General features: G+C 50.6%; 16 protein-coding genes, 1 tRNA gene, 1 other RNA gene and 2 pseudogenes. 10 read left to right on the top strand and 10 right to left on the bottom strand.

The genetic code is table 11. From position 1 onward, the window contains the following. Window positions 1–7: 7 nt before the first annotated feature. From HAV38_RS01095 to HAV38_RS01105, 3 genes are all read left to right on the top strand, one after another. Window positions 8–1,345, top strand: coding sequence for an MFS transporter (locus HAV38_RS01095; RefSeq protein ID WP_168051575.1), 1,338 nt, complete (start codon window positions 8–10; stop codon window positions 1,343–1,345). 309 nt (window positions 1,346–1,654) lie between these two features. Then, the gene (locus tag HAV38_RS01100) at window positions 1,655–2,554 is read left to right on the top strand and encodes a LysR substrate-binding domain-containing protein (protein ID WP_168051576.1); all 900 of its coding nucleotides are present in this window, start codon (window positions 1,655–1,657) and stop codon (window positions 2,552–2,554) included. A 241-nt stretch (window positions 2,555–2,795) separates the two neighbouring features. Then, window positions 2,796–3,383: a thiamine phosphate synthase gene (locus HAV38_RS01105; RefSeq protein WP_245182126.1), complete on the top strand. Its 588-nt coding sequence runs from the start codon at window positions 2,796–2,798 to the stop codon at window positions 3,381–3,383. 141 nt (window positions 3,384–3,524) lie between these two features. On the opposite strand, the gene HAV38_RS01110 is transcribed toward HAV38_RS01105, so the two are convergent. After that, on the bottom strand, window positions 3,525–5,054 hold the full coding sequence (locus HAV38_RS01110) for a Rieske 2Fe-2S domain-containing protein (protein ID WP_168051578.1): 1,530 nt from the start codon (window positions 5,052–5,054) through the stop codon (window positions 3,525–3,527). Window positions 5,055–5,423: 369 nt separating this feature from the next. Here HAV38_RS01110 and HAV38_RS01115 point away from each other — a divergent pair, with 369 nt between their 5' ends. Then, window positions 5,424–6,428, top strand: coding sequence for a PDR/VanB family oxidoreductase (locus tag HAV38_RS01115; RefSeq protein WP_168051579.1), 1,005 nt, complete (start codon window positions 5,424–5,426; stop codon window positions 6,426–6,428). Between the two features lie 58 nt (window positions 6,429–6,486). On the opposite strand, the gene chrA is transcribed toward HAV38_RS01115, so the two are convergent. Then, window positions 6,487–7,851: a chromate efflux transporter gene (gene chrA, locus HAV38_RS01120; RefSeq protein WP_168051581.1), complete on the bottom strand. Its 1,365-nt coding sequence runs from the start codon at window positions 7,849–7,851 to the stop codon at window positions 6,487–6,489. A 620-nt stretch (window positions 7,852–8,471) separates the two neighbouring features. On the opposite strand from chrA, the gene HAV38_RS01125 reads away from it, so the two are divergent. Further along, complete coding sequence (locus HAV38_RS01125) at window positions 8,472–10,097, top strand: OpgD/OpgG family glucan biosynthesis protein (protein WP_168051583.1); 1,626 nt, start codon at window positions 8,472–8,474, stop codon at window positions 10,095–10,097. Between the two features lie 101 nt (window positions 10,098–10,198). Here the strand turns inward: HAV38_RS01125 and HAV38_RS01130 are convergent, their stop codons facing one another. Next, window positions 10,199–11,797, bottom strand: coding sequence for a sensor histidine kinase (locus tag HAV38_RS01130; protein ID WP_168051585.1), 1,599 nt, complete (start codon window positions 11,795–11,797; stop codon window positions 10,199–10,201). A 586-nt stretch (window positions 11,798–12,383) separates the two neighbouring features. Next, entirely contained in the window at window positions 12,384–12,827 is a 444-nt protein-coding gene (locus HAV38_RS01135; RefSeq protein WP_168051587.1) for a hypothetical protein, read from the bottom strand. 229 nt (window positions 12,828–13,056) lie between these two features. On the opposite strand from HAV38_RS01135, the gene HAV38_RS01140 reads away from it, so the two are divergent. Next, window positions 13,057–13,398, top strand: coding sequence for a helix-turn-helix domain-containing protein (locus tag HAV38_RS01140; RefSeq protein ID WP_168051589.1), 342 nt, complete (start codon window positions 13,057–13,059; stop codon window positions 13,396–13,398). Between the two features lie 384 nt (window positions 13,399–13,782). Continuing rightward, entirely contained in the window at window positions 13,783–14,466 is a 684-nt protein-coding gene (locus HAV38_RS01145; protein ID WP_168051591.1) for an SOS response-associated peptidase, read from the top strand. Between the two features lie 200 nt (window positions 14,467–14,666). Here the strand turns inward: HAV38_RS01145 and HAV38_RS01150 are convergent. The 3 genes from HAV38_RS01150 to HAV38_RS01160 all read right to left on the bottom strand — a co-directional run bounded on the left by HAV38_RS01150 (window position 14,667) and on the right by HAV38_RS01160 (window position 16,716). After that, window positions 14,667–14,777 (bottom strand) — tRNA-Ser (locus HAV38_RS01150). 78 nt (window positions 14,778–14,855) lie between these two features. Next, window positions 14,856–16,205 carry a type II toxin-antitoxin system HipA family toxin gene (locus HAV38_RS01155; protein WP_168051593.1) on the bottom strand — a complete coding sequence of 450 codons (1,350 nt, stop codon included), beginning with the start codon at window positions 16,203–16,205 and terminating at the stop codon, window positions 14,856–14,858. 7 nt (window positions 16,206–16,212) lie between these two features. Next, the gene (locus tag HAV38_RS01160; RefSeq protein WP_168051595.1) at window positions 16,213–16,716 is read right to left on the bottom strand and encodes a helix-turn-helix domain-containing protein; all 504 of its coding nucleotides are present in this window, start codon (window positions 16,714–16,716) and stop codon (window positions 16,213–16,215) included. A 1,089-nt stretch (window positions 16,717–17,805) separates the two neighbouring features. On the opposite strand from HAV38_RS01160, the pseudogene HAV38_RS01165 reads away from it, so the two are divergent. Beyond that, window positions 17,806–19,359: pseudogene (locus HAV38_RS01165) on the top strand (IS3 family transposase). Window positions 19,360–19,405: 46 nt separating this feature from the next. Beyond that, a pseudogene (locus tag HAV38_RS22205) lies at window positions 19,406–19,582 on the top strand (hypothetical protein); the annotation flags it as partial. 204 nt (window positions 19,583–19,786) lie between these two features. Here HAV38_RS22205 and ssrA read toward each other — a convergent pair. Together ssrA and HAV38_RS01175 are read right to left on the bottom strand one after the other, a co-directional pair. Then, window positions 19,787–20,149, bottom strand: a transfer-messenger RNA (tmRNA) gene (gene ssrA, locus HAV38_RS01170). Window positions 20,150–20,234: 85 nt separating this feature from the next. After that, window positions 20,235–20,516 (bottom strand): hypothetical protein, encoded by a 282-nt coding sequence (locus tag HAV38_RS01175; protein ID WP_168051597.1) that lies wholly within the window; start codon window positions 20,514–20,516, stop codon window positions 20,235–20,237. Between the two features lie 35 nt (window positions 20,517–20,551). On the opposite strand from HAV38_RS01175, the gene HAV38_RS01180 reads away from it, so the two are divergent. Beyond that, window positions 20,552–21,019 (top strand): hypothetical protein, encoded by a 468-nt coding sequence (locus tag HAV38_RS01180; RefSeq protein ID WP_168051599.1) that lies wholly within the window; start codon window positions 20,552–20,554, stop codon window positions 21,017–21,019. A 92-nt stretch (window positions 21,020–21,111) separates the two neighbouring features. Here the strand turns inward: HAV38_RS01180 and HAV38_RS01185 are convergent, their stop codons facing one another. Continuing rightward, window positions 21,112–24,840 carry a DUF748 domain-containing protein gene (locus HAV38_RS01185; protein ID WP_168051601.1) on the bottom strand — a complete coding sequence of 1,243 codons (3,729 nt, stop codon included), beginning with the start codon at window positions 24,838–24,840 and terminating at the stop codon, window positions 21,112–21,114. Window positions 24,841–25,013 lie beyond the last annotated feature (173 nt).

Raw genomic sequence — 25,013 nt, forward strand, 5'->3', positions numbered from 1 at the left:
ACAATACATGGTCACAACAACGGTCGACGCCACTGGCGTGGGCGTCAATAATCCTACGCTCGATTTACAGGGCAATACCAGGACCGATTCACAAACTTACGCGCAGGTCATGTGGCGTCTGATCCCTTTCCTGTTCCTATGCTATGTTTGTTCGTACATGGATCGTGTGAACGTGGGTTTTGCCAAACTACAGATGATGAGCGATCTCAACTTGAGCGAAGCTGTCTACGGGCTTGGCGCAGGGATGTTTTTTGTCGGCTATTTGCTGTTTGAAATTCCTAGTAACCTGATCATGCAAAAGGTCGGCGCGCGCTTGTGGATTGCGCGCATCATGGTCACCTGGGGCGTGATTTCCGGCGCGATGATGTTCGTTACGACGCCGACTAGTTTTTATATCATGCGCTTTATTCTTGGCGTAGCAGAAGCGGGCTTTATTCCTGCCATATTGCTGTATCTCACCTACTGGTTTCCGGGTTCGCGACGCGGCAAGGTGACGGCGCTTTTCATGACGGGTATTCCGATGTCGGGCGTGATCGGTGGACCGGTGTCAGGCTGGATTTTGCATGCGATGAGCGGATCTCACGGCTTGGCAGGCTGGCAGTGGCTGTTCGTGCTGGAAGGCATCCCGACGGTAATACTGGGCGTTATGGCGTACTTTTTTCTCGATGATAAAATTGCTGACGCCAAATGGCTCTCGCCTGGTCAGCGCAAGATGCTGGAAAAAAATCTGACAGCGGATCAACAAGGCAAAGCGTTACATTCGCTACGCGACGGATTTACTAATCCCAAGGTGTGGTTGTTGAGCTTCATCTATTTATTTTTCACAATGGGATTGTATGGCGTCAGTTTTTGGCTACCGACCATCGTAAAAGCCAGCGGCGTGGCCGACCCACTCAATATTGGCTTGCTCACCGCTATTCCTTATGCCGCTGCCACGGTGGCGATGATCGTCGTGGGACGTAGCTCAGATAAGCGCGGAGAGCGACGCTGGCATCTTGCGCTGGCCGGTTTTGTCGGTGCGTTGGGTCTGTTGTTTAGTGTGATGTACGCGCAAAACACCGTGATCGCGATGGTAGCGTTGACCTTCGCAACGATGGGGATCATGAGCACGATTTCGCAATTCTGGGTATTGCCACCGACGATTCTGGGCGGCGCTGCAGCTGCAACCGGTATTGCGCTGGCCAACTCAATTGGTAGCGTCTCCGGTCTGATCAGTCCTTATCTGCTCGGATGGGTCAAGACTGTCACTGCGAGTACCAACAATGGGGTGCTGGTACTGGCGGCCAGTCTGGTCATTGGCGGACTGCTGGTATTCACTATCCCCGCAAAGCTGGTTAATCGGTAGTCTGTAAAGCACACTGTTACCGAATAACGCCGCAACATAGCAATTAGCAATAGAAGCTGGCGCAAAAGCGTCACAACAAAGGTCGCCCGGCGTTATTGTCGTGTGCGACCTTTGTCATTTTTGCATCGTTATTGCCTGTGTTTATTGAACGTGTTTGTTGTTCGTAAAACGTCGGCGGTCTACTTTTTACAGTAAAAGACGTTCTTGGACAGCACAAGGAAGTGCGAGAAGTACAAAGAAGCAAACCGTTAAAGCGCAGAGTCCTCTACAATTCCGCCATATAAGTGGAACGAGGAGCGTCTTTTGGCCATGAACTTTCATCAGCTGCGTTGCTTTCACGCGGTTGCCCTGCACGGCAGCTTTACGGCCGCTGCGCGCGCGTTGTTTGTCGGACAGCCCAGCATCACCACGCACGTGAAGGCGCTCGAACAGCGCTTTGGCGTAGAACTATTTTCCCGTCACGGCCACAATGTCGAACTGACCGATACAGGTCAACGTCTGCTGTCGATCACGCACCGCATTTTTACGCTGGAAACCGAGGCCGAAGAAACCTTGCGCGCCGCCGGCGGTCTGCTAGAAGGTCGCATCCGGATCGCCGCTTTCGATCCGGTGCAAGTCACGCAAATGGTGGTCGCCTTCGGCAAGCGTTATCCCGAGGTACGCGTGTCCGTGGCTTTCGGAAATTCCGGCGAACTGAGCGGCAGCCTCCTGGAATTACAGGCCGACATCGCGGTACTCCCACGCTTGGGCGATAAGCGCTTTTTTTCGGTCCCTTATCGACGCGCCAAAATCGCCTTGTTGGTCGGCACCAGCCACCCATGGTTTGATCGCACCGATATTCATGTGGAAGAATTAGAGGGGCAACGCATCGTCACGCGAGAAAGCGGCTCGATGCAGCAAAAAGTCTTCGACGATTATCTGGCAGAATGCGGCGTCAGCGTCCGCCGCGTTTTAGAAATCGATAGTCAGGATGCGATCCGTGAAGCGATTGCAGCCGGGGTCGGCGTGGGGATCGCACTGGACGCGATATACCCGGACGCGCGGCTCAGAATTTTACAAATCGCAGAAGCACCGATGTTCATCGATCTGGAACTAGCCTGCCTGGCAGAGCGCCGCGAAGCGCCCGTGATTAAAGCGTTTTTTGAGGTGGTCAATGATTTACGTAATGACCTTGATTGCGTGCCGCAGGGTAGTGTGCTTGGGGCTTGATTTAGTAGAATGTATTTCAGAAATAGTGTCATCAAGCGATCACGATACTCTCGGCCTTTTGGTGCTGCTAAGTGACTTAACAAATTCGTCGGGGGCGGCGAATATATCTAGTACATCTATGCGAAGAAAAATTCGAAATTATCTGGCGTTGGTAATTTTTTCGTTATAGCGGTAATCATACCTTTGGGCGCGCTCTATATACTTTGACTAGCAGCGCTTCCTGAAGCTCGGAAAAAAGAACGTGGACATATCAAAGCTAGCATTACCTCCAAAGTATCTTGTAACGCCCGAGCCAGCCAGCAAAAACGACACGGCGGATTTTATCCGTCAACTGGATAAATCCCTCTCTGCTGGTATCCGACTGGTGCAACTGCGGGCAAAAACACTCGACCCCACACAATACAAAAAATTAGCGACCGATGTTCTGGATTGTTGTCAGCAACACGGTGCAATCCTGCTGCTGAATGCCGACCCGAAATTCCTCAATGAAGTGGATGCTCAGGGGGTTCATCTGGATGGAACACGCCTGGCTACTTTGCAGCAACGACCTCTTGGTTCTGATAAATTGATCTCGGTCGCTTGTCATACGCTGGAACAGCTAAAAAAAGCGGAAATGCTGGGTGCGGATTTGGTGACTTTGTCGCCTGTTTTACCGACAGCGAGTCATCCAGAAGCGCAACCGTTGGGGTGGGAAAAGTTTGCTTCTCTCACAAAGCAAACGAAGCTTCGTGTTTATGCATTGGGTGGAATGACAAATCAGTCGCTGGATTGCGCTCAACAAAACGGCGCTTATGGGATTGCTGGCATTAGTGCGTTCTGGAATGGTTAACCAAATGTTGATGCCCAAAAATATGCGCCCTATCCGGATGAGCGAATAAGGCGCAATTTTTGGATTGAGGCAATGTACCCCCGCACGTTCCTGTTGCGCCAATCAAACCATTATCAATCAACCTTTATAACGCACTACCAATTACTTCTTCGTAGATTGCTCCAAAGCCTCAAAACCTTCCATCACAAACTGCGTCCGGGCGTCACCTTTCAGATTGTCGCTATCAGTCAATATCTGCACAATTTTGCGAGTGACCTGGCGACGTTGCGCGATTTCTTCTTCGATGGTGGCGCCTTCGGCGACTTCCATCACGTTGCCGCTACAGTAGCTGTTGGGCGCACCTTTTACTGATTGTAGCCAATCGTAAAAATGTTCTGCGCTGGCCTTCGGATTAGTGCCTCGGACCGCATCGCGTAACAGTTTGCGGAACATGAAGACGCCTGCATCAAATTTGGTTGGATTTTCCAACGCATGCACGGCGATAGGACGCTGGCTGATAATGGCTTCGTAGTCGCCCGGCGCTTGCTGTGCATCTTTGTAGCAATCGCGTTCACGATGGTTGGTCGGAATTGGCGGAAAATCTTCGAGCTTGTATTTGCCAAAACGTTCCGGGCGACGCATCGCAACCTGGCCTTCCAGAAAGTCGATGGTCTCGTAACCGACCATGCCTTCGTCACCGATACCGCGGGTATCGATATTTGGGCCCATCACGCGCCAGCCGATCATTTTGCTGTTCTCGTCATCCACCGGGACCGTCCAGCGCACGATATGGAAGCGGCTGAATAATTTCTTGGCGGCACCGTCTTCGGATGTATAAGCGTGCAGACTCAGGTTAGGTAGTGCTTGGTGCTGAACGCGGATAAAGAGACGATCTTTGTCTACGCGGCGGGCACCGGCGCAGGCTAATCCACGGCCTTCATGAATCGGAATAAATTGCATGTCCGGAGCGACTTCCATCGATGCTGCGCCGACTTCGTTGAAGGTAGTGCCTTGATAGTTTTCACCGACCACGTTAGAGGAGTTATGCAGCGCTGTCGGATGGTAGTTATCCGCAGCATTGTCTTGTACCTGCAACCAGTTGCAATGTTGAAAGTTGCTGTAAGGCACTAATTTGTCGCTTGCGTGGACGGTGAAATTGCTTTCCCACTCGGGGAACGGCGGTTCTTTTTCTGGCGAGCCCATGTAAGCAAATACCAGACCGTTACGTTCGAATGCCTTGTATGCGCCTTGCTGAATTGAGCAGGCAAATTTTGCGGCTTCTTTTTCTTCGCCTTTTGGATAGGGAACGTGCAGGCAGGTGCCATCCACATCAAAAACCATGCCGTGGTAACAGCAGCGGATACCATGTTCCTGAATTGCGCCATACTCCAGCGACGCGCCGCGATGGACACAGTGGGCGTGCAAGACGCCAATGGCACCACTCTTGTCGCGGAAAGCCACTAATTCTTCGTTGAGAATTTTAATGAATTTTGGCGTATCGCCCAATTCGATCGACATACATACGGGATGCCAGAATGAGCGCATGTATTCGCCCATCGGTGTGCCCGGACCGGTTTCGGTCAGTTCTGGATCATGCCCTGGCGTCTTGCTCGTAAAATAGCCGCCGTAAGGGATAAGTTTCTTTGGCTTTGACGTGTCTGGCAGCTTGGTATTATCGACTTTCGTGTCCATCTATGGTCTCCTCAATCAACTATTATTCGGTGGGATCAATTGTCCTTGACATTAAGATACGTGGAGGGCGCTAAAATGTCGAATTCAATTTTAGGATGACATTCATCTGGAAATCCGAATTGGTTGATACGTCTGCAGGGTCTTTGTAGAAAAACCTTATCCTTTGTAGAAAAACCTTATCGTTACCCTTGCTAACCTTATCTATATTCCAGATAGGGTTCATGGATTATTCCCATTGGACGTTTAGATAGGAGAGACTTAAGATTTATCATCGGAAAGCGGCGCGCAGCGCAGGCTTCTTCGACCAGACTATACAAGCAGCGATGCCTATGATGCATTGCAGCATAAGACTAAAGAGACCGAGGCCCTATGGAAAGTACTCCAACACAACCGCGTTCGACTCCCGCAACCTTGTCGTTACTGATTCGCCAAATCAGGTCCGAGGCGTCCGGCATTAACTCCTTCGAACTGGTGCATCCCGCAGGAGAACCCTTGCCAGCCGTTGCGGCCGGTGCGCACATCGACCTGTATCTGGACGGCGGCGTGATTCGGCAATACTCGTTATGCAATGATCCGGTCGAGCGGCATCGCTATGTGATTGCCGTTCTGCGTGAGGACGCAGGTCAGGGCGGTTCGCGCCTGATGCATGATAATGTGCGGGTCAGGGATATCGTGTCGGTCAGTTATCCCCGGAATAATTTCGGCCTTGTGCCCGGCGCAAAAAAACATATTTTATTGGCCGGTGGAATTGGGGTCACGCCACTAAAAGCGATGGCGCATTATCTTGAAAGTACTGGAGAGGATTACGCACTTCATTACTGCGCAAAGAGTGAAGAGCATGCTGCGTTTCGCGAAGAATTTGCCGTTCAGGTCGCAAAAGGACGTGTGATTTTTCACTTTGATGGCGGCAATCCCCGCGATGGTCTGGATCTGGTTTCCTTGTTGGAATCCCATGTTGAGGGAACCCATGTTTATTATTGTGGCCCCGGTGGCTTTATGGCTGCCTGCGCCACAGCAACGCAACACTGGCCGCGCGAGTTGGTCCATTTTGAACATTTCAAAGCACCGGTGCAAGCTGCGCCGACGATCAGCGCCACGGTAGCCGTTTCAGCGGAAATATCCTTTTTAAAAATTGCCAGTAGCGGGGCTTTATTTGCTATGTCAGAGGATAAAAGTATCGTCGAGGTACTTGCCGAGAACGGCATCGACATTGAGACCTCGTGCCAATCCGGCCTGTGCGGTACCTGCAAAACGCGCTACCTTGAAGGCGAGGTTGATCATCGCGATTACATTCTGTCTGATGAAGACCATCTGGAATATTTGACCGCGTGTGTATCACGTCCTAAGGGTAAGTTGCTGGTGCTGGATTTATAAAAACTTATCGCTTGCCTTAAATAAAATCCGGCGACGAGAGAGTAAGAAATTCTTTGGCTTACCCTGTCGTTACCTTCAAAATCAGACCGACCACCGCACAGGTGGCGATGACATGCATGACATTGCGTCGAAAGCGAACCAATGCAATCGCCGCTGCCAGCGTGATTAACGCTGATATCCAGTCAAATTCTGCGCCCAGGCCATGTGGCCAGAGCACGTGGTAGCCAAAGTACACGGCCAGATTTAGAATCACCCCGACCACGGCGGCCGTAATAGCGGTTAGAGGGGCAGTAAATTTCAGATCACCATGGGTTGATTCGATCAATGGGCCACCGGCCAATATAAAGAAGAATGACGGTAAAAAAGTGAACCAGGTCACCAGCATGGCCGCGACCGCGCCCGCCAGAAAACGACTTTCTGGCCCGAACAACGCTTTCGTATAGCCACCCACGAAGCCCACAAAAGCCACCACCATGATTAATGGCCCCGGCGTGGTTTCACCCAACGCCAGTCCGTCAATCATCTGGGTTGGCATCAGCCAGCCGTAATGCTCGACCGCCCCTTGATTGACATAAGGCAATACCGCATAAGCACCGCCGAACGTTAATAAAGCCGCCTTGGTAAAGAACCAGCTCATCTGCGTCAACGTGTGGTCCCACCCGTATGCGGTGGTGAGATAGGCCACGGGAATTATCCACAATAAGGCACCGGTCACGATGAGTTTGAGGAGACGCTGCCAGCGAAATTTTGTGTGCTCTGGTGGTGGCGTGTTGTCATCGATCAGTGCCGGGCCAAAGGATTTTTCTGCCGCCTGATGATTGCCTCCCATTGCAAATTTATCGGGGGCCATGCGACTGCCGACATAGCCAGTTAATGCAGCGACGGCGATAATCGCCGGGAACGGCACGTTCAGGACAAATAGGGCCAAAAACGAAGCCGCGGCGATACACCAAAGTATCCTGTTCTTTAGGGCACGTGAGCCGATCCGATAAGCCGCCTGAACGACAATTGCGGTCACCGCGGGTTTAATGCCATAGAACAGTCCCGCGACCAGCGGCAAATGACCAAAGGCAATATACATCCAGGACAAGGCAATCAGGATTATTAACGAGGGCAGCACGAACAATGCACCTGCCACGATACCGCCCCAGGAACGATGCATCAGCCAGCCAATGTAAGTGGCGAGTTGCTGTGCTTCCGGTCCTGGCAGGACCATGCAAAAATTTAGTGCATGCAGGAACCGCTGCTCAGAAATCCAGCGCCGGTTTTCAACTAACTCCTGATGCATGATAGCGATTTGTCCCGCCGGACCGCCAAAGCTGATAAAACCTAACTTCAACCAAAAGGCAAAAGCTTCCCAAAAGCTTACGGGAGCAGGGCTGCATGCTGTTTCCTGCGCGACGGATGCTTCCAGCTCACTCATGCGGAGGGGTCTGCGTGTAAGGTTGGCGTGTTCGAGGTTCCAGTTTGGACCCTGTTAAGGCCAGCGATTTGGCGCTGCCTGGGTCTCCCCGTCAGAGCGTTGTCCAAGATTAACCGCTATTTATCGTTTTGCCAATCGAAACCACTTTCTGTTGTGATTATGAACTGGGACATTGTTGATGAATACACGTTCCATGCAAGTCTGTATATACATTAGCCATTTGATACTTAAATGGGCCATGCTTCCATGGGTTATTCGCCGCCGAAAGCGTGGTGTGGCGGCGCGCCGGGCTTACGTGCCCAATGCTATTGCGATTAAATAGGAACGTTTTTTGGTTGATAGGTACTAAACTGACCGTGTACTTAGTAATTTGTGCCAAGTAAATGCTTATGACTTCTGAAGCCACCGATTAACGAAACATGCTGTCGGTGAGGTCAATCCGAAAAATATCGATAAATTCGGCGATAACTTTGAATTCACAGGCTACACTTTTGCGATGCAAATATGTAAGATTTTAAACGTTGAGTGCTGCCTACAACAAAAACAATATCCCCCTTAAAACTGGACGCCGACTGGTCCGACTCGCCTTTCAATATAATTTTATTTGAGATTGCCTGCCCATGATAAATCGCCGTACCTTTCTACATTCTGCCGCTGCCACAGCGACGCTCGCCGCTCTTGGCATTCCACTGGAAGTCATTGCCGCTAATCGCGTCAAATTTGGTAAAGCCAGCGCCTTTTCTTTCGATGCTCTCATCGCAAAAGCGCAGGCGCAAGCGAAACAACCATATGCTCCTCAACGCACAGCACCGCGCGAAATACTCGAAAAAATCGATTATGAAGCCCTCGGAAAAATTTCTTTCAATACTGATTACGCGTTGTTCGCAAATGGCCCCGGGCAATTTCCTGTGACTTTTTTTCACTTAGGAAAATTTTTTCAGTCCCCGGTTCATATGCATCTTATCGATGGAAGCGGGCGCGGCGGCGCGGCGGTAGAGAGTGAGATTCTTTATGACGAAACTTATTTTGACATGCCTGCCGATAGCCCTGCGCGTAAGATGCCGCGTGGCAGCGGCTTTGCTGGCTTCCGTTTTCAGGAAAGCACAACGGGTGACCAGAGCAAACTCGACTGGCATAAGAACGACTGGGTTGCTTTTCTCGGCGCTTCTTATTTTCGGGCGATTGGTGACTTGTATCAATATGGTTTATCCGCTCGCGGTATCGCTCTTGACGTTGCGCAGGCCGGTCAGCCCGAAGAGTTTCCTAATTTCACGCATTTCTACTTTACGGTTCCGGAAGATAACAGCGATACCGTCGTCATCTACGCGATGCTGGAAGGCCCGAGTATTTGCGGCGCGTATAAATTTACTATGCAACGTGGCGCGGGTGTGACGATGGAAGTCGAGACTGCCTTGTTTTTGCGACGCGATATCGGGCGTTTCGGCATCGCTCCGGTAACTTCAATGAACTGGTTTTCTGAGGCGGTTAAAGCCACCGGATCTGACTGGCGTCCAGAAGTCCACGATTCGGACGGTCTGGCACTATGGAGCGGCGGTGGCGAGCATATCTGGCGTCCGTTAAATAATCCTGGTCAAACGATGGTCTCGGCCTTCGGGGACAACAATCCAAAAGGTTTTGGTTTGTTGCAACGCGATCGTAACTTTGATCATTATCAGGACGGCGTGCATTACGAGCGAAGGCCCAGCTTGTGGGTAGAGCCGCTGGACGGTTGGGGTAAGGGCGCGGTGCAACTGGTTGAAATTCCGACCGACGACGAGATTCATGACAATATTGTGGCGATGTGGGTGCCGAGTGCAAAAGCGGTTGCTGGTAACAATTACCGTCTGCGGTATCGTCTGTATTGGCAAAAAGACGAGCCTTTTCCATCGCCGTTGGCCCGCTGTGTCGCCACCAGACTTGGCAACGGTGGTGTCCCGGGACAGCCGCGCCCCGAAAACGTGCGTAAATTCATGGTTGAGTTTATCGGTGCGCCGCTCGAAAAGCTGGCCTACGGTGAATTGCCGGAAGCAGTCCTGACCACCTCGCGCGGGGCGTTTTCTTATATCTTTACCGAGGCCGTACCCGATGGCGTGGCCGGTCACTGGCGCGCGCAATTTGATTTAAAGGTTGATGGCACCGCGCCAGTCGATATGCGTTTATTTTTGCGTCACAAAGATGTCACGCTGTCGGAGACCTGGCTATTCCTCTATAACCCATTCAAAACCCGCACCGTATACGGGAATTGATGTAACGCCGCGCAACTCTTAAGGGTTGCGCGGTGATGCGTGTTATTAAGTACGTGGGCAATTAACGCGCCTCCAACGCTCCCAAAGGCGACGCGCCCGATTCAGTCCAGGGGCAAATTCAGCAGGACTGTGGTGCCGGTAGTACCGGTGCCGAAGATTTTTAGTATGCCGCCGAACTGGCGCGTACGTTCATGCATACCGAGGATTCCCCAAGCTTCGCCACACAGCAGATGCTGCGCGTCAATGCCTTTTCCGTTGTCTTTGATTTCAACGATGATGGCGTTTTGCTGGCACATTACATCGATTGTCACCTTTGACGCTCCAGCGTGACGGACCACGTTGGTCAGCGATTCCTGAACTACCCGGAACAACATGGTGCTGCGCTCTGGGTCCAGTTCAATATCCATTACGTCAGGACGAATGTTGCATTGGCATTGCAGATTGGTACGCTCTTGTATCTGGTCCGTATACCACTCCAGCGCCGCCCACACCCCAAGATGATCAAGCACGCTGGGCCGCAGATCGACAATAATTCGGCGCACCGTTTCAACTGCCATGTCCACTTGGGCGGTCGCGTCTTCCAAAAGAGGGTCTGCGGGTTTGCCGGGCACATGTGATCGTTCAATGGAGACCGTTAGATTGGCCTTGATACCGGTGAGCAAACCGCCCAGCTCGTCATGAATTTCGCGCGCGATACGTTTTCGCTCCTCTTCCTTGACTCTCTCCTGGTGCTCTGATAATTGTCGCAACTGGACATAGGATTGCTGTAAATCCAGTTCTGCGCGGGTGCGATCGGCGTCCAGTTGGTCGGCGATAAGCATACTGTATTGATGGGACCTGTTAATCTCCTTTAAATACACCAGCATCATGACGGAGGAGGAAATCAGCCCGCTTGTACGTCCGAGGTACCAACCCATAGACAGACGGCTGCCGCCTGCCATGGTAATGGCGTTGTCGCATAAGAGGGCTATCAAAGAGATCGCAAGCCATACATGCAGCACATTACGGAAGCGGCTGGCCCGCCATAAAAAGAATAACGCCAGTAGAAGCAGAAATTGAAGCGCGGGGGCGATCCCGGAGGTCGTAATGCCACGGTAGTCGCCGTTAACATCCAATACCGGTAAATACTCTATAAAGATCGAGGTTAAAGCGGCAGTCGCAGTAAATGCAAAAACTAACACGAGGGCCGTGCGTCGCAGGGATTGGGGATGGTCGAATGTAATGTGGTTAGGATGATGCAGCTCACTCCACGCGAAAAGCAATATGCCTATCGCAGGTCCAGCGTGCCAAAACAGCCACAGCCAACTACTGGTTTGCGGTCCGCCGAACAATACCTGCCCTTCTACAAACACGCCGCGAAATGAACAGAACTGCAACACCAGCACGGCCGCGGTGTAACAACATCCGGCGCTCAAATGTAATAGCGCTACTGATCGTGTGGCCTTGTAATGACCATACATCTGATATGCAGTGATCATGTAGGTGCCGATGACTGCGGTTTGATAAATAGCAAGAAACGACGGGACTTGGGGCCACCTCAATTGAGCGAACGGAAATATGAGTAAGGTGAGTATCCCCAACGCCATGCAGATTCCTATTGCAAACTTCCGTTGGCGAAGTGTTGCCACTCGAATCGCGGGCGAAGATGCGACCCGATCACAAGGGAGCATCGGCACGTCGGTTGCTGTCCCGCTATACATGATGGTGAATCTCCGTAATGGAGTTAATTTTCATTAACTGGGTGTGACTTGTGGTCAATTTTTGTTATTTATGGATACCCACAGTGGCTCAAAGCAGAGAACGGCATTTGTTCCAGTTAAACGTGGCGTTAATTCGCAGTGTTCGAACTGCACAGTGTTGAAGAACCTGTGTCGGGCAAACTTTGGTATCGCGTCGTTCTCTTTTTTCATGGTTTATTATTTTACTAAACGTGAAGCGTGAGCCGGACACCGGGACGCCAAATGTTGCATGTTACCAAAATATAATGTAGATATTTTGTCTATGATCGCTTAAATCCTACTTGATAGCTAGTTTGAATATCAACAGATCGATAAAGAGTGCATATTACTTAGCGCGCCCAGCGGCAGATAGCGTGAGAGATACAACGTGGTGGACGCAATTGCGTGATATCGGGGAATGATAGCTAAGCTCGCCGCAGATGCATGGGTAATCGTCTATCGACTATGGTGAGTATTCGAATGAAATTATATGCAACGCATGCAAGGACCAGTCTGCGGTGGCCCAGTCGAACGTTATCTACGGCGCATGTGCCTGTCGGCGCCTTAGTCATTGCGCACGCCTTTTTTTGTGCTCCGCTACCGCGTCGGTCATCAAGTCGCCGATGTCGCGCATCAGTTGACACTCCACAGTCAGGTGTCTGATAATTTCACCTATGGCCGAAACTGTGCCGCCCTCCAGTGTCGTGTTGAGACTGCAAGCCGCAATAGATACCATCTCACCAATGGCCTCTAATCCACGTGAAATAACATCGAGTTCGTTTTCTGCATGCTTGGCGATTGCCTCGGCTTGCAATGCTTCGTCGTCGGTTATTGGTGCGTAAGACGAAACAGAGTCATTAATACCTTTCAGCAAAAATCCGATCTCATACGGTGCACGGCTGATATTGCGGAAGTGCGGGTTAATTTTTGGAGTTAATGCCACAAGTGGAGTTTGCTTGGTAGTTCCAATCCCGCTCTCTTTTTTCTTAGGGCCAAGATTAGTGTACATCATGATTTGACACCCTTCAAAGATTGATTGTGTAAAACATATCGGCCTGCCATTACGTACTTGAGAAGGCCGGAAATGGATGCCATCAAATGATGAGACATACTTTATTGATATGCGACATAATATGATTATTGATCTTTTTGTGTCTCATTGCAACATCGTGTGTCCTTTTCGCCTCATGAATCGCAATCCACTATCTATGTCTTATGTAGACTTGACGTGTTGGATAATTATGAATACGAATCACGAATTGGCATTGGGGCAATCTATCGGTAAAGTCCTCGGCTTCTATCGAAAGAAGATAGGCTTAACGCAAGATCAGGTAGCAGAACGGCTTGGTGTGGAGCGAGAGACTATCTCTAGATTTGAGCGTGGTGCGGTAATTCCGCCAATTCCACGACTATTTGAACTAGCTGAGATTTATGGCTGCACAGCAGGGGAGTTGCTTACCCAAGGATCAGCCAGAGCGCTTGATCAAGCTGAAGACATTGCAAACATGCTGGGGGGAATGAATGAGAGTGATCGGAAGCTAGCATTGGCGATCATGCGTGAATTGTCTGCTCACTTGAAATAAACTTTGCAAGTGAACAGGTTTATATCATCAGCCAATAACTTGCTGGCACCTTCAGGCCGGTTCTGAAGCTGGTGGGGCAAGATTTGATGTCTGACTTGAATCGCATCACTCGATACCCATTGTTTATGAGCGACTTCTTAACTACTATGCGCCGGACGGAAGACATCAGCTGCGATGGACATTGCGGCTATGGTGACGGGTTGCTGGCTTTGACGGGACGCTATTGTGATGTTGATTGCGCGATGATTTTAAGCTGAGCGCGGGGCTTCAGTGCGCTCAGAAAAGGTTTTAGGTTGATATAAAAATTGCTTTACTCATTGCATTCTTAGGCTAATATAAAGAATTAGATTTTTAATAACTATCTTGATCTGAACCTCTATTCTTATGTGCGGACGCATTACTCAAACCAGAACTGCTGAGTCCTATGCCCGAGAAATGGGCTGGACTGACGCGCAATATCGACAACAGGATTGGCAGCCAAACTGGAATGTGCCGCCCGGTAGCGAGCCACTATTGATGCATCAGTTCGGCGGCAAGAGAGCTGTCGATTCGGTCCCTTGGGGCTTTCGTCCAAAGTGGGCAGTCGACAGAAAACTGCCGATGATGATCAATGCGCGGTTGGAAAAGGCGGCGACCGGTCCTGCGTTTCGAGGGATGTTTCGGAACGGACGCGCGATTGTCCCTGCCGAAGGATGGTTTGAATGGACCGGAGAAAAGGGCCATAAACAGCCTTGGTATATCAAGCTGAAAAGCGGTGGGCCGATGTTCCTCGCTGCAATCACTGATTTCAGACCGGACAGAGAATTACAAGAGGGTTCTGGATTTGTGATTGTGACCGCTGCGGCCGAGGGCGGGCTGGTGGATGTCCATGATCGGCGACCGGTTGTCCTGGCGGCCGAGGATGCATTGTTGTGGATGGATAATAGCTTGTCGTCTGAGCAGGCGGAACAGATTGCCCGCCAGATGGCGCTGGGTCCGGATTGCTTTGAATGGTTTATGGTCTCTACCGAGGTAAATCGCGCCGGGAGAAGTGAGCCGTTTATGGTGGAGGCGCTAGCAAACCGGTAATCAATTGATGTTGATCGTAACGTCCGTTATCAACCGTAATACTCCACCGACGAGACTGTCCGCCTATCCGCTGGGTATTGAAAAGCTGTCGGACAATGTACAAAAATGCCGCCATTTTGTGATCATTTTGGGCGAAACAGCCCAAAACAACCCAAATAATGACGGTATTAATTGATTAAGTCTTTGATTTAAAAAAATCTTGGTGGGCGGCGGGAATCGAACCCGCGTCCACCCCTAGTATCCATGTGGTTTCAAGACGGTTTTCAATGTTGTCGCGGATTTGTCGCATGACTTTAAATCTTCATCTGCCCGCGCGCCGGTTGTTTTCTTCTGCTGACCATCTTCTAGCGACGGGTAACGAGTAACAGGACGTACCATCCACTTTCCAATTAGCTTCTTGATGCGCCGAGTTCGGGGGCGTGAAGTCCCGTCTGAAACGATTTTGCTTGTGCTCGCGTACCCGCATAAATGGCGTCCCATAACTTCATCGGGAAATCTGGAGGAAGTCGAGGTCGGACAGCTTCGAATATGTTTTCCACCTCGGAGCTAATTCTTATCATTGTTTCAAACGCTTCTGGCAGGCCTGATTTTTGGGCTAGCACTTGCCAATGTCGGGCCTGGATTTCTACCATCTTACGGTGCATGCTTTTTCCACGTACGCCCATGGCCATCGGAGCCTTGAATTTGCTCTGTTTATTTGGGGCATTCCCGATGACTGGCCAGAAAGAGAGTACATCGTAGAAGGGGGTCAGCATATAGCCACCTCCCTGTTGCAATGCAATGGAAAAATTCTTTGCATGACCGTCTAATGCGGCTAAGAGCCAGAACACAAAATGGACCAGCAAGAAGCGCAAACGGTCGTCTTCCCGATTTTGGCTGGCCTCCAATTTCGACAGAATGTCCACGATGCCTGGACCACCGTCGACCTCATATTTTTTAGAACTGGGGAGCCCGAATACCTGACAAAAGTCTTCTTGTGGTAGGCGAGCGAGCCATCCATTATCATCCATCCACCGGCGGTCAAAGCGTTCCACTACCAAGACTTTCTGCCCGAGGAATGAGGTCATGTCTGTCACTGCCACGTTAAATCCAATCGCAGTCAGTAGTTGTGCGCATAACCATTCGTTTTCGACAGAGGTGCGCATGTCCATTCCCTTGTATCCGCCGATTAAGCCCAAAGGTAATTTGAGGATGTGAGACGTAGGCGTGGCACCTTGAGGAAGATGCCACTCATCGCCTATGCGAAGCAATGCCGTCTTTTCTTGTGCTCCAGCAAGCGAAATACGAAAAGGATTGTCTTCAGGAGCCTGGGCCGGTGTAGTTCCTCTGGATGCGTCGATTAAGATTTGAGAAACGTCTGCTTCTGACAGAGGGCGGCTGTCAATTCTGTCGAATCCTTCGGGTTTTTCACCTAGCGGTAAAAGCTGTACTGCCCCGACACAATCGCGTCCTATTGCTTCAAGTAGCGAGTAGGCGTCCGTATCTTTTGTTGTGAATTTCTTTTGCAGGCGCTCACGAATGTGCTGGGCGTCCGGAAGTAGATTGTCAAAATAGTTTTGAACGACTTCACCGCGTATTTCGCCGCCAGCAATTGGAATAGGCAAGGAAATTGACAGCGGACGCGCATATTCGGAAGCAAGCCATGACGACTCATACTCAAAGATGCTTACTCCTAAACGAGATTTTGACCACGTGCCAACCAACTGCCCGTTCATCCAAACCGCAAGTTCTTGCGCCATTGTTTAGTTACCACTTCTTCTTTGTATTGGAAAGCTTAATAGGCTTGTCAAGGGTCTTTCGAGGAGGCAATAGCCCCTGCTTTGTTAATGGAGGTTTGGGAGGCAATGAGTCTGAGACTGAAGAAAATTGCGTTCTTGTTTTGACGTCAGTGGACCTTTGTTTACTCTTGAGTAGCTCTTCATAGCTTTGTAATTTCAGATGATGTTGGGGCGCTGCTACTGCGCCACCCCCTCGTTTTGCTCGTTCGGGCTTCTTCACTGGTTCTTCAGTCACTGAGTTTGAGCGCTCGGACCGCACATCTGTCTCAATTCCTAACTTTGCATCTAATAAATGTAAAATTTGCAAAAGCTTATCGACGCTAATTGAGCCAGGCTCCCCTTCTATTTGAGCGACGCGCGACTGTCCAATGCCGAGCTTATCGCCTAAGTCTGCTTGAGACCAGCCTTTTGCTCTGCGTAATGACTTAAAGTGAGTAGATAGTTGGGCGGCGGACGTAAGAGTGAGCATCATGAGTGCATTTTATTATAAATATCTAATATTATCACTATATTAGGAATATGCGATATGTGTATTTAATTAGCAATTGCTAATATACTGCATGTATTATTAAATCCTAATAACTAGCCTGGGGAAAAAGCTCTAGAGGAAGCCATAGTTTTAACATGTTGGTGGTCTAGCCTAGCTGTATTTCGCAATCTTCCTTTGCGTCGCGGTATCGGTAGTAAAGACTTTCCGTGGCGAAGACTTTTCCCGAAAGTAGCTAATTTCATGCCTCGACATAATGGCGGCGGGTGAGTTTTTAGAAAACGGTGGTACACCAATTTTTGGAAGACTGGAGATTCGGTATCGCAAGTGGCGCACCGTCGTGACGTAATATCGAGCTTTTTAACCGGTTGCCCTCCTTAAAATTTTCGAGTTAGTAAGGGGCAATTTGATAGCATTGCACTGAAGTCAGGTCATCCTGTGTGGGAACATCATTGAAAGTTTCTGTAATCCATCCGGAATATCGTTTATCAGGCCTTATCTTCTAAGCTGGCTAGGTCAGAGCGCCGGGACGCATTGAGGCGGCTCCACGAAATATGCGGTCATCGCTACCAGAACGGTGCCATTAATTTTTGATTTCTAAAATTGGCAAAGAATGCGAGTCTCAAGACATCCTGAAAGCTAGAGTTCTTCACAATGCATCTTCAGCGGACTATTAGGTACTAATTGACGCTTGGTCCGTATTCCGTACTCACAATAACACTGATGCCAAGGCCGAAGAAAGCAACCTAAAAAGCGAACTTGAAGCCCCCAAAAAGCGAAATAACTATATCTCCCAAATTGCTGACCCTCTCATACGTGCACAGATTCTGTCATTTATAGAACAGAGAGACTGCTTGCGGGTAATCTTGACCTGGTTGAAGCTGACAAAAACTTGCGTGACCATAGGGACGCGAAGCAAGCGGTCTTTGAAAAAGCTTCCGCAAAACCGCCGCTACGCCGACCACTTAAAAAATGTTTTAGAGTGGACATTGAAGCCCAAGCCCCCCTGTGTCACCCTATCTGTCGCGTTATTTAATTTAATTCACCATTCAGGGTACGGAGTAAAGAACTGCAGTGAGTCGTTATTCAATTGAACGTAAAGAAGCGATATTGCGACGCATGATGCCGCCGGAGAATTGTCCGGTTTCCGTGCTTGCCCGGGAGAACGGGATATCGGAACAGACGCTTTATAATTGGCGACGAGAATTAAAAGGACAGGGAGTCGCAGTGCCAGGTGATGGAAAGAATGCGAAGGAATGGTCCTCGGAAGACAAGTTTGCGGTGGTGCTGGAAGCGGCGCCCCTGAACGCAACGGAGTTGGCCGAATATTGCCGGCGCAAAGGCCTCTATGTTGAGCAGATTGCGGCATGGCGGCAGGTGTGCCTGCTGGCTAACGCTACTGCCGTTGAGCGTGGTCGTGTCCATGCCGTGCAAGGTAAAAGTGACCGGTTGCGGATCAAGGAGCTGGAGAAGGAATTGCGTCGCAAGGAGAAAGCGCTGGCAGAAGCTGCTGCACTGTTGCTGTTGCGAAAAAAGTTACAGGCGATTTGGGACGATCAGGCGGACGATTGATCCGCACCCCGGATCGCCAGACGATTGTGGCCTTGGTGGCCGATGCAGAAAGACTGGGCAGCCGTCGCAGCATGGCCTGTGCAGAAGCGGCGATCAGCATGCGCACCTTACAGCGCTGGCTGCGTGAAGGCGGTGGCAGCAGTCATGACCGGCGCACTTCTACAGGTCGATGCGCGCGCCCTAACAAACTCAGCGTCGCTGAACGCGCAATATTGCTGCAGGTTGCCAACAGCGATGAATTTGCTAGCCTGCCACCGGGCCAGATTGTGCCAGCCCTGGCGGACCGGGGTGAATACCTGGCGTCGGAGTCGACCTTCTATCGGGTCCTGAAAGCCGACGCACAGCAACATCACCGGGGACGTTCGAAAAAGCCGGTTACGCGCACTGTGACGAGTCATTGTGCCACTGCGCCGAACCAACTCTGGTCCTGGGATATTACGTGGATGCCGGCAGCGGTGAAGGGGCAGTATTTTTATTGGACCATGCTGCTTGACGTGTTTAGCAGGAAGATCGTGGGCCACGAAGTGCATGTGGCTGAATCGGCTGAACTGGCGGCAATATTGATGCGCCGGGCCAGTTTGGCCGAGGGTCTTGCAGGGCGTCCGTTAGTGCTGCATTCGGATAATGGCAGCCCTATGACGGGAGCGACGATGCTGGCGACGTTGGAACAACTGGGCGTGGGCACCCTCGTTTAGCAGGCCACGGGTGTCAAATGATAATCCATTCGCCGAAGCGCTCTTCCGTACCTGCAAATACTGGCCCGACTATCCCCGCAAGGCATTTGCTACGGTCGAGGCAGCACGCAGTTGGACGACGCACTTTGTGCGCTGGTACAACCATCAGCACAAGCACAGTGGATTGAAATTCGTCACGCCAGCACAACGGCATGATGGAAAAGCACAGGCGATATTGCAGCAACGGGAAAACGTCTATGAAGCTGCGAGAAAACGGACACCGCAACGCTGGTCAGGCACCACCAGAAATTGGGCATTACAAAACGAAGTGTGGCTCAATCCAGAACGAACTCAACCGAAAATAGTAAAGATTGCTGCTTGAAATAATGCGACGGGTAGCTTGACGGTTACCGGACCGAGCAGTCCTCAAGAAAGCCATTTCACCCGAATTCATGAAAAGCCAAGCATGGCAACTTGGCCCAAAAGGAGAAATTCGTAACTCGCTTGGGGAAATTGTCTATGAGGCAGGTTACCTTCAGGGAATCAAGAAGTGTTTGGCGAATGAACGCCGCCACCTTTCTGAGGAACCGCTTGCGAGGAATTAAAATTCGAAGAATAAGTATGTATTAAAAGAAGGCCGGTTTTGAATTTGGATTTCGTCGCAATTTCTTTGTATTACCCAAACGAGAATAGCCCCCGTGACCACTTTTAAAAAGTTATATAATAATCAATCCCGTTGTAAGGGACTGATTATTAAAGAAAAACATGATTTTTATTGGCTACTTGAGCGATTGCCCAAATCTAAATCTTGGTGGAGGCGGCGGGAATCGAACCCGCGTCCAAAAGCCCTCTACAGACAGTTCTACATACTTAGTGCTGTCATTTGATTTAGCCCAGCCGACGCGGACGCACACGCTTCGTTCAGGCGAGTTACCTAAATTTAACTTTTAACCAAGTAACCCGGCTAAAAGCGATTCTCTGTAAATGACTCTACTGCTGTTTGACCAGCCCACCCCAGAGACGAGATGGTGTAGAGCTAACCGGTTATTAAGCGGCTAGTGCGTACGAGTTATCGTTTGCAGTTATAGTTTTTCTGGTTGTATTTACGAGGTGACCAGCCCTCGGTATGCCCTGCGCTGCTTTGTAGCCCCTGTCGAAACCAGGTCGCCCCCAAGCAAGCTCTATTGTATCGCAATTTGGCGGGTCTCACTAAACGCTGATACGAACGATGGTGCTCGTGAACGATTTTCCCCTTTTTCAAGGCCCCGATAGTGCATTGAGGGGGCGAGTAGTAGCCTTAGTCCAAGCTTGATTGCCCATATAGCCGGTGAAAATAAAAATCCTCGCCCAAATCCCTTCCCGTTCTTTTGATCGGCTGACGTAAAATTGATTCTTGTAGAGGCGAAACAACGGAGCTTTGGTAAAATTGCGATAATTCATGCGCAGGCTTAATGAGGCATTTTTGGGTAATTCAATAATTGTATGGTGCGGCTGCATCAGGGCAATCCCGCAGAGGTTGGCGTCAAGAGGGTCAAGCATTCATGCTTCCCTTCACATACTTAAAAAAGCAAATAATGAAGTCGACTATTTTTTCACTATTAATTGCGTTTGCAATCGCAGGATGCGGGTCATCCACTTCGGGGCCTAGCGAGAAGGTTGTCGCCGTGCAGCGCGACCCGGTGGTTAGTGTAGTTCCGGTGCTGAAAGCCCCGGAAAAGCTAGTGCCACAGGTCCAGGAAGTCGGGTTTGGAACGGTCGTGATTTCACGCGATACGACGCATCCTGACCCGGGGTGCATGATCGGTGTATTTCTGAATAAGCAGATGGTGCATCAATTTGATGCCGAACAGAAGGCGACGTTTATTTTGCCCGCCGGGGATCAGGTCGTCGCCGTAAATAATTCTGATGGACGCAGTTCGTGCGCGGTCGTAGCGGGCGAACCGCATCAATTGGCGTTCCGCCTCAAATCTGGCGATGTCAAAAATTGGCACGTTCAGTTGCAACCCGGTAAAGGTGCGGTCATTGAGGCAACTGAGCGCTGAACCATAGCAGTGTTATCGGTACTGATCGGCGTTACTGTTCAATACCGCTATTGCTCAATACTTTTAGTGTATTGACGCTACCAGGCAGGTGATTAGCGCAACGCAAAATCAACCCGGCTCGGCGTCGCTTTATCCTTGATCCCGTCGGCCGACAGTTTAGGTGCTATAAGAAAAATGCGTTCCAGCGGAATTTTACCTTTGGTTTCCAGATAATTGCGCACGGCGCGGGCGCGTCGGTCTGCCAATGACCGGAGGTCATCCGTCGTTACCTTGGTGTTGGTCAGGATTAATTGCTCCATCTCTGGGGCGGGCAATGATTTGGCAAACCCAATAACATTTTTTGGCTTGTCGAATTTTTCGCTTTTGTAAACTTTCTCCATGTACTGCGTTTTATCGGCCTCAGTCAGCGCAATCGCGGTAGGCTCTGGCGCTAAGGCCCCGGTGTCGGTATTGGCCGCGACATCCTCTGCTTCGGCGCTCGGTTTTGTTTTGCCATCGGTATTTTTTTGTTTCAAAACAATGATCTTTTTGTCGAGCGCATCCTGACGCAGGCCGACGTCATCGGCGACTGGATCAACGCGTCCGATGATGTCCAGTTTTAACGCCGGACGGTCGAGTAGTGCCTTGGTAAGCGTATCCAGCTTGACCTTGGTTGGCGTAGTCAATATTGCGGAACCGGGTCTGAATTCTGCGTAACCTAGTTCATCTCCGCCGCCAAAGGCGGAACTAAGCAACGCAAAAGGCGAGGTTACTGCTTTTGCAATCAGGTTAACGAAGACTCGCAGAATAATGCCCCCGACCGAGAATTGCGGATCGGATAGCGAGCCAGAAATCGGTAAATTGATATCGATCTGACCGTTACGGTCTTTTAGTAATGCCACCGCTAAACGCACAGGAAGTTTGGTCGCGCTTGGGCTGTCGATTTTGTCGCCAAATGTCAGCTGGTCTATGCGTACATGGTTTTGTGCGGTAAGTTGTTGTTCTTCCACTTTGTAATTAACATCCATCGATAGCTTGCCTTTAACGATCGCGTAGCCAGCGTATTTAGCGGCGTAGGGCGTCAAACCTGGTAGTTCTACACCATCGGCGCTAGCTTTGATATCTAGAAACACTGGCTGAAATAGCGGGTTAAGCGATCCCGAAATCGCTACCGGCGCGTCGTTATCGATCTTGCCGGTCAGGTCGATCGCTGCGGGCGCTGGCTTGTCGGATGCGACCGCGCCAATGCTTCCGGACATGCCGGTCATGTTGGCTGTGTAGTTTGGCTTGATGAAGTTGTCGGTAAAATTGACATTGCCGTTCTTAACGATGACCTGACCTATCCGGAACACTGCACTGTTGGGGTCGGGGGGTGTTGTTGGCGATGTCGGGGGCGCAACCGGTGCTTTGGCTTCTGCCGCTACCGCGACTTCTGCGGCTGGTACTGTGGATTTTTTCGGTCCTGAGATGGTTGCGGGCTCTGATACGACTAACGTTTTACCCGCTTTGGAAACGACGATATCCTGCAAATTTAATCGACCTTCTGGCGACAGAATAGCGCGCGCGTAAAAGTCATCGATAGCGATCTTGCCGAGATTAATGTTCTGAGCTGAGCCGTCGATATTGGCATCAATTCCGTTGATGTCGAGGGATTTCCAGTTGAGAAAATCTGCGCCGTTCTGCTTGTCGATAATCTTGAATTTAGTCAGACTCAGCATGCCCTTGTAGCCCGCACTCATGGCCTTTTTACCCGCCGCTGGCGTCAGATGTAGTTTGCCTTTAGTGCTGCCGAAACCGCTGCTCAGGGTAACGTTTAACAACTCTGTAAAGTAAGGCTGCAGCGCGGCGATGGGCAAATTTTGCCCATCTATAGCCAGATCAAGCGACCTGTACTGCGGGGCGGCATTGCCGTCGATTGATAATTTTCCGCTCTTATTAAGTCGCGTCGCAAGTGCGATTTTGACAGTCGTGTCGCGCTTGGTGGAGAGATTATCCAGTTTTAAATTAACTACGTCCGCGCGTAAATTGACCGCTGGCATGACCGACTTGTCGCTGTAAATGAATGTACTATCGGTAATTGCCGTGCTGTTCAAAGTCGCGATCCAGTCAGGGGTCGCGGATTTTGTGGTGGAGGCTTTGGGGGCTTTGGAAGCCGCGCCGCTAGTTTTGATGAACTGTTGAAGATTGATATTTCCGTTGGCATCTCGGCGTACGTCAGCCTGCAAACCCGCCACGTCAAATGCTGCAGCCCGAAAGGTACGGGTTTCCGTGTCGATCTTAGCGTCATGTAGCGTTATCTTTTTGATTTGCACACCACCGATAGCGGACGATTTTGCGGCGATTTTTGCATCGCTTAGTTCTGCGTTCAGTTGCGTCAGGACCACGTTGCCGCTGTTGACTGCTACCAACGTTTTGATCGACAGGTCGCCGGAAAGATTAGCCGCCAGCGCGTTGTTGAGATACGGTTGATACAGCGCTAATGGCAGGGCGGCGATACTTGCTTCGCCGTTGACTATCGCGGCCGCGGGCGTAACCTGTCCTTTAAAGCGTATTTGTTGAGTACCCTCAGCTCCTGTAGAGAGCGTGATCGCGGCCGGTTTTGCATTGGCTGCGAGTGAGAGATTTTGCACCACAAGCGACACGTTTTTTAATTGCGTATTAAATGCCGGCGACGCGTTTTTTGCATCTGCCCAATTGATGATGCCGTCATGAACAGTGAGTTGATCCATCGCAAATTGCGGGACCGATGTTGCGGGCACGGAGGTGCTGGTAACTTTTTTGTGCGATACGGCAGCCGTGGTGTTGGAGGAGGGCGAGGTCGCTAGCGTGGCCCAATTTAACGTACCGTCGGCGGACAGCGCGGCCCAGACTTCCGGTGCCTGAATGTCAATTTTTCTTATATCCGCGCTGACCGTCAGAACGTTAAACTTGTTGATGTGGGCATCAATGCTGTGGGCTTTGAACAACGGCGCGGTGTGTTTGTCGGCGAGCGCCACGTCGCCGAGACTGATGTCGCCAGAAAGATTAATCTCCGGCTTGTCGTTGGTGCGCACAAAGGTCAAATCAAGATTGGTGGACAGCGTACTGCTTTGGATGGTTACCGGTAGCGGCAAAGGTGAAAACGCAACATAACTGGCGACATCCAGATGATCGATATCGATCGCCAGCGTGGTATCGAGACTGTTGGCAAACGGTTTGGTGCGGCCTTTAAGTGCAAATGGTGCGCCATTCACGTTCATCGACAGGCTCGGTTGCACAAACACATTTACTGCGCTCTGAAAATTGGATATATACGGCAAGCCGATGTTCAATGCAGTGATATTGACCTGCTTGCCGGTGACCGTGTCGTCGAATTTGATCGTGCCGTTTTCCAGCCGAATATTTGCCACTGAAAAGTGGGTTTCTCCTGTGCTCTTGGGTTTGGCAAGAATGCGGTCAATGATGTCAGAGAAATTATAGCGACCGCTGCCTTCTGCGCTGACCCGGATAACATGGACCTCGGGCTTGGACAGCGTTACCTGCTGCAAGACGGGTGCCAGCCGAAAGAGCGACGTGATCGATGCATCGACCAGCAAGCTTTTTACGGACGCGGCGGGGGTTATTTTATCCGCCTCATAGAGAGTGAAATCGGCAACCGACAATGTGAGCGTGAACGGATTAAAGCCCAGTGCTCCGATGCTTGCCTTGCGGCCAAGTTGTTCCGCGATTTGTTGCTCTGCAGGATGCTTGGTCAAGGGCACGGCTAGCCAGCTTAAGGCAGCTAAAAAGACTAGGGCGGTCACTGTATAAATAGTCCAACGTACAGTACGGAGTAGCCAGATAGGGCGTTTAGATGTGATCATTGCGTGATTCCTTGCTGGACGACGCCTCATAATATACTGCCAGAGTGCATTAAATACCTGTTAATTTGCAACAAGTTTGAACGAATCATGTCCATATGGAATGAATACGTGGTCGCGGATTCTTGAGACGGCGATTCCACCGAGCGCACTGAGCACGATCTCGCGAGGGCGTG

It is taken from the genome of Glaciimonas immobilis, assembly GCF_011947285.1.
GTDB classification, from domain to species: domain Bacteria; phylum Pseudomonadota; class Gammaproteobacteria; order Burkholderiales; family Burkholderiaceae_D; genus Glaciimonas; species Glaciimonas immobilis.

What these genes read in the sequence shown, in the direction of transcription:
- HAV38_RS01095 (WP_168051575.1), top strand. Translation starts at nt 8, where the DNA reads ATGGTCACAACAACGGTCGACGCCACTGGCGTGGGCGTCAATAATCCT.
- HAV38_RS01100 (WP_168051576.1), top strand. Translation starts at nt 1,655, where the DNA reads ATGAACTTTCATCAGCTGCGTTGCTTTCACGCGGTTGCCCTGCACGGC.
- HAV38_RS01110 (WP_168051578.1), bottom strand. Translation starts at nt 5,054, where the DNA reads ATGGACACGAAAGTCGATAATACCAAGCTGCCAGACACGTCAAAGCCA.
- HAV38_RS01115 (WP_168051579.1), top strand. Translation starts at nt 5,424, where the DNA reads ATGGAAAGTACTCCAACACAACCGCGTTCGACTCCCGCAACCTTGTCG.
- chrA (WP_168051581.1), bottom strand. Translation starts at nt 7,851, where the DNA reads ATGAGTGAGCTGGAAGCATCCGTCGCGCAGGAAACAGCATGCAGCCCT.
- HAV38_RS01125 (WP_168051583.1), top strand. Translation starts at nt 8,472, where the DNA reads ATGATAAATCGCCGTACCTTTCTACATTCTGCCGCTGCCACAGCGACG.
- HAV38_RS01130 (WP_168051585.1), bottom strand. Translation starts at nt 11,797, where the DNA reads ATGTATAGCGGGACAGCAACCGACGTGCCGATGCTCCCTTGTGATCGG.
- HAV38_RS01135 (WP_168051587.1), bottom strand. Translation starts at nt 12,827, where the DNA reads ATGATGTACACTAATCTTGGCCCTAAGAAAAAAGAGAGCGGGATTGGA.
- HAV38_RS01140 (WP_168051589.1), top strand. Translation starts at nt 13,057, where the DNA reads ATGAATACGAATCACGAATTGGCATTGGGGCAATCTATCGGTAAAGTC.
- HAV38_RS01145 (WP_168051591.1), top strand. Translation starts at nt 13,783, where the DNA reads ATGTGCGGACGCATTACTCAAACCAGAACTGCTGAGTCCTATGCCCGA.
- HAV38_RS01155 (WP_168051593.1), bottom strand. Translation starts at nt 16,205, where the DNA reads ATGGCGCAAGAACTTGCGGTTTGGATGAACGGGCAGTTGGTTGGCACG.
- HAV38_RS01160 (WP_168051595.1), bottom strand. Translation starts at nt 16,716, where the DNA reads ATGATGCTCACTCTTACGTCCGCCGCCCAACTATCTACTCACTTTAAG.
- HAV38_RS01175 (WP_168051597.1), bottom strand. Translation starts at nt 20,516, where the DNA reads ATGCTTGACCCTCTTGACGCCAACCTCTGCGGGATTGCCCTGATGCAG.
- HAV38_RS01180 (WP_168051599.1), top strand. Translation starts at nt 20,552, where the DNA reads ATGAAGTCGACTATTTTTTCACTATTAATTGCGTTTGCAATCGCAGGA.
- HAV38_RS01185 (WP_168051601.1), bottom strand. Translation starts at nt 24,840, where the DNA reads ATGATCACATCTAAACGCCCTATCTGGCTACTCCGTACTGTACGTTGG.